Raw genomic sequence first — 6581 nt, 5'->3', positions numbered from 1 at the left:
GCCGAGCAGCGCCGCGATCGTGATCACGCCGGTGCCGCCGACACCGGTGACGACGATGCCATAAGGGCCGTCGAGCACGGGCAGCTCGGGCTCCGGCAGGACCGGGAACGGCACGTCGCCGGATACGGTGACCTTGCGCAAGGTACCGCCCTTGACGGTGACGAAGCTCGGGCAGAAGCCCTTCACGCAGGAGAAGTCCTTGTTGCAGGAGGACTGGTCGATCGCGCGCTTGCGGCCGAACTCGGTCTCGACCGGCACCACCGACAGGCAGTTCGACTGCTTGCTGCAATCGCCGCAGCCTTCGCAGACGCGCTCATTGATGACGACGCGCTTGGCCGGATCTTCCATCAGGCCGCGCTTGCGCCGGCGCCGCTTCTCGGCAGCACAGGTCTGTGCATAGACGAGGGCGGTCACGCCCGGCGTCTCGCGCAAGGAGCGCTGCACGGCGTCGAGCTGGTCGCGGTGCGAGATCTCGGTGCCCGGCGCCAGCGAGGAATCGCCCTCATAGAGCTCGGGCTCATCGGTTACGAGGCAGATGCGGCCGACACCTTCGGCCGCGAGCTGGCGCGTCACCCGCGGCACGTCGAGCGGCCCATCGACATGCTGGCCGCCGGTCATGGCGACGGCGTCGTTATAGAGGATCTTGTAGGTGATGTTGACGCCGGCGCCGACCGCGGCGCGGATCGCCAGCGAGCCCGAATGGAAATAGGTGCCGTCGCCCAGATTCTGGAACATATGCGGCGTCTTCGAGAACGGCGCCTGGCCGATCCAGGTGGCGCCTTCGCCGCCCATCTGGGTGAAGGTGTCGGTGTTCCGGTCCATCCACTGCGCCATGTAATGGCAGCCGATGCCGGCCAGCGCGCGGCTGCCCTCGGGCACGCGCGTCGAGGTGTTGTGCGGGCAGCCCGAGCAGAAATAGGCGACGCGCTTGATGGCGGGCTTGTAGCCCTCGAGCGCCTTCTCCTTGGCTTCGAGGAAGCCCAGCCGCTCCTCGATGCGCGGGCTGTCATGGAAGCGCTTGATGCGCTTGGCGATGACGCGCGCGATCATGGCGGGCGACAGCTCGTCGGCCGAGGGCAGGATCCATTCGCCGCTCTCGTCATACTTGCCGATCACGCGCGGCCGCCGGCCGGCCGGCGCGTCATAGAGGATCGTCTTGATCTGGTCCTCGAGCAGCGGCCGCTTCTCCTCGACCACCAGGATCTCTTCGAGGCCTTCGGCGAATGTCTTCAGATTCTCGGGCTCCAGCGGCCAGACCAGCCCGACCTTGTAGACGCTCAAGCCCACTTCCTGGGCATGCGCCTCGTCGATGCCCAGATCGTCCAGCGCCTGGCGCAGATCGAGATAGGACTTGCCGGTGGTGACGATGCCGAGCCGGCGCTTCGGCCCGTCGATCACGGCGCGATCGAGCTTGTTGGCGCGGGCATAGGCCAGCACGGCTTTCAGCTTGAACTTATGGAGCCGCATCTCCTGCTCCAGCGCCTGAACCGAGGCGAAGGGCGAGGAGGGGAGACGGATATTGAGGCCGCCCGCGGGCATGTCGAAATCGGTGGGCGCGACGATCTGGACGCGATGCGGATCGATCGAGACAGAGGCCGAGCTCTCGACCGTGTCGGCCACGCATTTGAGCGCGACCCAGCAGCCGGAATAGCGCGAGAGGGCGATGCCATGGAGGCCGAGATCGAGGAACTCCTGCACGCCTGCCGGGTTCAGCACCGGGATCTGCGCGTCGACGAAGGCGAACTCCGTCTGATGCGCGGTGGTCGAGGATTTGCAGGTGTGATCGTCGCCCGCGAGCGCCAGCACGCCGCCATGCTTGGCGGTGCCGGCGAGATTGGCGTGGCGGAGCGCGTCGCCGGAGCGGTCGACGCCGGGGCCCTTGCCGTACCAGAGGGCGAAGACGCCGTCATAATTGGAATCGCCGAAGAGATCGAGCTGTTGCGTGCCCCAGACGGCCGTCGCCGCCAGATCCTCGTTCACGCCCGCCTGGAAGCGGATATGGTGACGCTCAAGGAATTTATGGGCCTGGCCCATGGCGAGATCGAGGCCGCCCAGGGGCGAGCCGCGATAGCCGGTGACGAAAGCCGCGGTATTGAGACCCGCCGCCTCGTCGCGCCGGCGCTGCATCATCGGCAGGCGCACCAGCGCCTGCGTACCGGTCAGGAAGATGCGACCGCTTTCCGCAGTGTATTTGTCGTCGAGAGTGACGGTCGCAAGTTTCATGGGAGCCTCATGAAGCGGGCCGGAGGCCCAAAAGGTTCCGTGCCTCGGCGGGATTTGCCGGCGGACGACCCATCTCGGTGCAGAGCGCGGCCGCTCGCGCCACCAGTTCGGCATTGCTCGCGGCAAGCCGGCCCTTGGCGTAATAGATGTTGTCCTCGAGGCCGGTGCGCAAGTGACCGCCCTTGGCGAGCGCCCAGCGGTTGGCTTCGAGCTGATGACGGCCGGTGGCGGCAGCGGTCCAGGTGGCGCCCGGCAGGAACTCCGCCAGCTCGGCAATCAGGAAATCCAGGACCTTCTCGCGCGCCGGCAGGGCACCGGGAATACCCATGACGAACTGGACATGGACCGGCGGCTTGAGGAGGCCCCGGTCGACCAGCTCGCGGGCGTTATAGAGCATCGCCAGGTCGAAGATCTCGATCTCGGGTTTGACGTCATGCGCCAGCATGGTCTGTGCCAGCCCGTCGATCAGCTGCGGCGGGTTCTCATAGATGATGGTGGCGAAATTGACCGAGCCGGTGGCGAGCGACGCCATGTCCGGCCGGTGCACCAGCGAGGAACCGCGCTCGGACGGGTCGCGGCCGCGTCCGCCGGTCGAGAACTGGACGATCATGCCGGGGCAATGGCGGCGGATGCCCTCCTGGACCCGGGCGAAGCGATCGGCGTCCGAGGAGGAGTGGCCCTGATCGTCGCGCACATGGATATGGACCAGGGCGGCACCGGCTTCGAAGGCTTCCTGGGTGCTCTCGATCTGCTCGGCCGGGGTCACCGGCACAGCCGGGTTCTGCGCCTTGGTCGGCTGGCTCCCGGTGATGGCCACGGTGATGATCGCTGGCTGAGCCATATCTCTCCCTTGGGACCGGATTCGACGCCGCCGGACCAGGGCGGGTGTTCCAGATTGTCGTTGTTGCTTGGGCGTGAAGCTAGCCGAGCGCCCGTCCGCCTGCAATGAATGGGCGCGGCGATCCGCGGTTTTCCGCGTCTTGGTAACGTTGGATGATTTACGGCGCCGCCTCGGCTATATCCTTACCTTCTCACCCGGGTTTGCGGACATTTCATGACCGTCCTCGTTACCGGCGCCGCCGGCTTCATCGGCTTTCACCTGGTCAACACGCTGCTCGATCGCGGCGAGCGAGTCGTGGGGGTGGATAATTTCATCCATTTCTACGACCCCGCCCTGAAGCAGGCGCGTATCCAGGCGCTGCTGAAACGGGACGATTTCAGCTTTCATGACCTGGATGTGGGCGACCCCAAGGCGCTGGCGGCCCTGTTCGAGGGCTATGCCAGCATCGACCGGGTGCTGCATATGGCCGGCCAGCCGGGCGTGCGCCAGTCGATCTCGCATCCCTGGGAGTTCATCCGCAGCAATATCGACGGCCAGCTGGCGATGGTCGAGGCGGTGCGTCAGCTTCCCGACTTCAAGCATCTGGTCTTCGCCAGCAGCTCGTCGGTCTATGGCGACAGCAAAGAAGTGCCCTTCTCCCTCGACAACCGTGCCGAACGCCCGCGCTCGCTCTATGCCGCCTCCAAACGCGCGGCCGAGCATATCGCCGCGACCTACAGCCATCTCTATGGCATTCCGACGACGGGACTCCGCTTCTTCACGGTCTATGGACCCTGGGGGCGCCCCGACATGGCGGCGCTGCTCTTCATCGACGCGGTGATGCGCGGCAACAAGCTGTGGCTCTTCAATGGCGGTAATCTGAAGCGAGACTTCACCTATATCGACGACATCGTGGCGGGGGTGTTGGCCGCGCTGGATCGTCCGCCGGCGCCCGATCGCGAGGGGCTGCGCTATGCGATCTATAATCTGGGCAACCACCGCACCGTCGATGTGCGCGATTTCGTCAGGGTGGTCGAGGACGCTTGCGGCAAGCCCGCCAAGGTCGAGGATGCGCCGATGCAGCCGGGCGACGTCCATGTGACCTATGCCGATATCAGCGCCTCGACGCGCGATCTGGGCTTCATGCCGCGCACGCCGATCGAGGAAGGCATTCCCCGCACAGTCGAATGGTATAAGCGTTATTACGGCGTCGAATAGGATTCCATCATGGCGAATGACCTGCCGTCCGGCGCTCTGACCGCGCTCAAGACGAACCCACCCAGCTTTTCCGCTGCCGATGCCGAGCGGATCGCCCGCGAGCTTTACGGGATCGACGCGCAGGCGACGGTGCTGTTTGGCGAGCGCGACCAGAATTTCCATCTGCGGCCGGCGCAGGGACCGGGCGCGGTCCTGAAGCTCTACAATGCGCTCGAGGATCCGGCGATCGTCGATTTCCAGATCGGTGTGCTTGGCCATCTGGCGCTTCAGGATCCGGGTTTGCCGGTGCCGCGCCTGCTCCCGACGAAGGCCGGGGAACGCTCGGGCCGGATCGAGGGTCCCGACGGCGCCAGCCACATCGCCTGCGCGATCACCTTCCTGGCGGGACGGTTGCTCGAGGAGGTCCAGCCGGAAGTGGCGCTGCTGCGCGATTTCGGGCGTACGGTCGCGCGGCTCGACCGGGCCCTGCGCGGCTTCTTTCATCCGGCGGCCGGGCAACGGATCGCCTGGGATCTTCGCCGTGCCGGCGAGCTGGTTCCGTATGCCTCGCTGATCGGCGATCCGGCCGTCGCGGCGGCCGTCGCGCGCGTGCTCGAGCGCATGGTGGGACGCCTGCCGGCCTTCACGGGTTTGCGCGGCCAGGTGATTCACAACGACTGCAACCCGGGCAATGTCCTGGTCGATGCGGATGGCGCGCCCTACGTTGCCGGGATCATCGATTTCGGCGACATGATCCATGGGCCCCTGGTGTTCGATCTCGCTCTCGCCGCCGCCGAGGTGATCGGCGAGGGGATGGGACCGATCGAATCCGCGCAGGAGATCATCGCCGGCTACTGTGCGGTGCTGCCGCTGCAGGACGACGAGATCGCCGCCCTCTATGACGCCATGACGGCCCGCCATGCGGCAACCTTGGCGATCTTCGCCTGGCGGCAACGCCATGACCAGGATGGCGCCGATAAGCTCGAGCGTTTTGAGCAAACGGGACTGAAGGTCTTCGAAGCTCTCTTGTCGGCCGGTCCGAAGACCGCCGAGGCTGCTTTTCGCAAGGCGGCGGGCCTGTCGCCGGCGACGTCCTTCATCTCGACGCCAAGGCCGGCAGCGCAAGCGTCAGGCGCCTCTGCCGAACCTATGCTCGATCGCCGACGCCGGCTCCTGGGATCGGGATTGGAGCTCTCCTATGAGCGTCCCCTGCATCTGCTGCGCGGAGAAGGGATCTGGCTCTGGGATTCCGACGGCCGGCGCTATCTCGACGCCTATAACAACGTGCCGCATGTGGGGCATGCGCACCCCCATGTGGTGCAAGCGATCGCCCGCCAGTCGGCGCTTCTCAACACCAACACGCGCTATCTGCACGAAACCGTGCTCGATTTTGCGGAGCGCCTCTGCGCCAGCATGCCCGCCGGACTCGATGTCTGCGCCTTCGTCAATTGCGGTAGCGAGGCCAACGACATCGCCTGGCGCATCGCCAAGGCTTATACGAAGGGCACCGGCGCGCTGGTGATGGAGAACGCCTATCACGGCGGCACCGAGGCGGTGGCCGCGCTCTCGCCCTACGATGTGCCGGCCAGTGCCGTGGCGCCTCACGTGCGCACGCTGGAGGCCCCCGATCTCTATCGCGGCCGCTTCCGCAAGGCCGATCCCGGCGCGGCCCAAAGCTATGCCGACGCCGCTGACCGCGCCCTCGCGTCGCTCGCGGCGGCGGGCCATAAGCCGGCGGCGGCGATGATCGATTCCGCCTTCATCTCCTGCGGCATTCCCGACGTTCCAAAGGGCTATCTCAAGACCGTGGTCGAGAAGGTCCGCGCTGCCGGAGGGCTCTTCATCGCCGACGAGGTGCAATACGGCTTCGGCCGGTCCGGATCTCATTTCTGGGGCTTCGATTTTCACAGCGCCTTGCCCGATATCGTTACGATGGGCAAGCCCGTGGGCAACGGCCATCCGCTCGGCGTCATCGTGACCCGCCGGGAGATCCTCAAGTCCTTCACCGACCGCACCGACTATTTCTCGACCTTCGGCGGAAACCCGGTCTCGGCCGCCGCGGGACTGGCGGTCCTCGATGTCCTGGAGCGCGAAGGCTTGCAGGAGAACGCCCGAACCACCGGAGCCTATTTCCGGCAGGGCGTGGAGGCGCTGATGGCGCGTCACGCGGCGATCGGCGACGTGCGCGGCACCGGCCTGGTCATGGGCGTGGAACTGGTGCGCGATCGCAAGACGCTGGAACCAGCGCCCGACTGGACCCGGCGCGTTGCCAATCTGATGCGCGAGCAGGGGGTTCTCATCGGCACCGAGGGCCCGCGCCGCAACGTGCTGAAGATCCGAC

4 protein-coding genes are annotated in these 6581 nt (G+C 66.3%); 2 read left to right on the top strand and 2 right to left on the bottom strand.

What is annotated here, in order from left to right; genetic code table 11:
- Together ACREE8_RS06080 and ACREE8_RS06075 are read right to left on the bottom strand one after the other, a co-directional pair.
- The coding region (locus tag ACREE8_RS06080) for an indolepyruvate ferredoxin oxidoreductase family protein (RefSeq protein WP_431572088.1) at positions 1–2223 on the bottom strand (2223 nt) is incomplete at its 3' end.
- 7 nt (positions 2224–2230) lie between these two features.
- Complete coding sequence (locus ACREE8_RS06075) at positions 2231–3064, bottom strand: 3-keto-5-aminohexanoate cleavage protein (protein WP_431572087.1); 834 nt, start codon at positions 3062–3064, stop codon at positions 2231–2233.
- A 213-nt stretch (positions 3065–3277) separates the two neighbouring features.
- Between ACREE8_RS06075 and ACREE8_RS06070 the strand changes: the two genes are divergently transcribed.
- Positions 3278–4261 carry an NAD-dependent epimerase/dehydratase family protein gene (locus tag ACREE8_RS06070; RefSeq protein WP_431572086.1) on the top strand — a complete coding sequence of 328 codons (984 nt, stop codon included), beginning with the start codon at positions 3278–3280 and terminating at the stop codon, positions 4259–4261.
- Between the two features lie 9 nt (positions 4262–4270).
- The coding region (locus ACREE8_RS06065) for an aminotransferase class III-fold pyridoxal phosphate-dependent enzyme (RefSeq protein WP_431572085.1) at positions 4271–6581 on the top strand (2311 nt) is incomplete at its 3' end.

This window comes from Hypericibacter sp. (assembly GCF_050729195.1).
Lineage (GTDB): Bacteria > Pseudomonadota > Alphaproteobacteria > Dongiales > Dongiaceae > Hypericibacter.
This window is presented reverse-complemented; position numbering and strand designations above follow the sequence as displayed.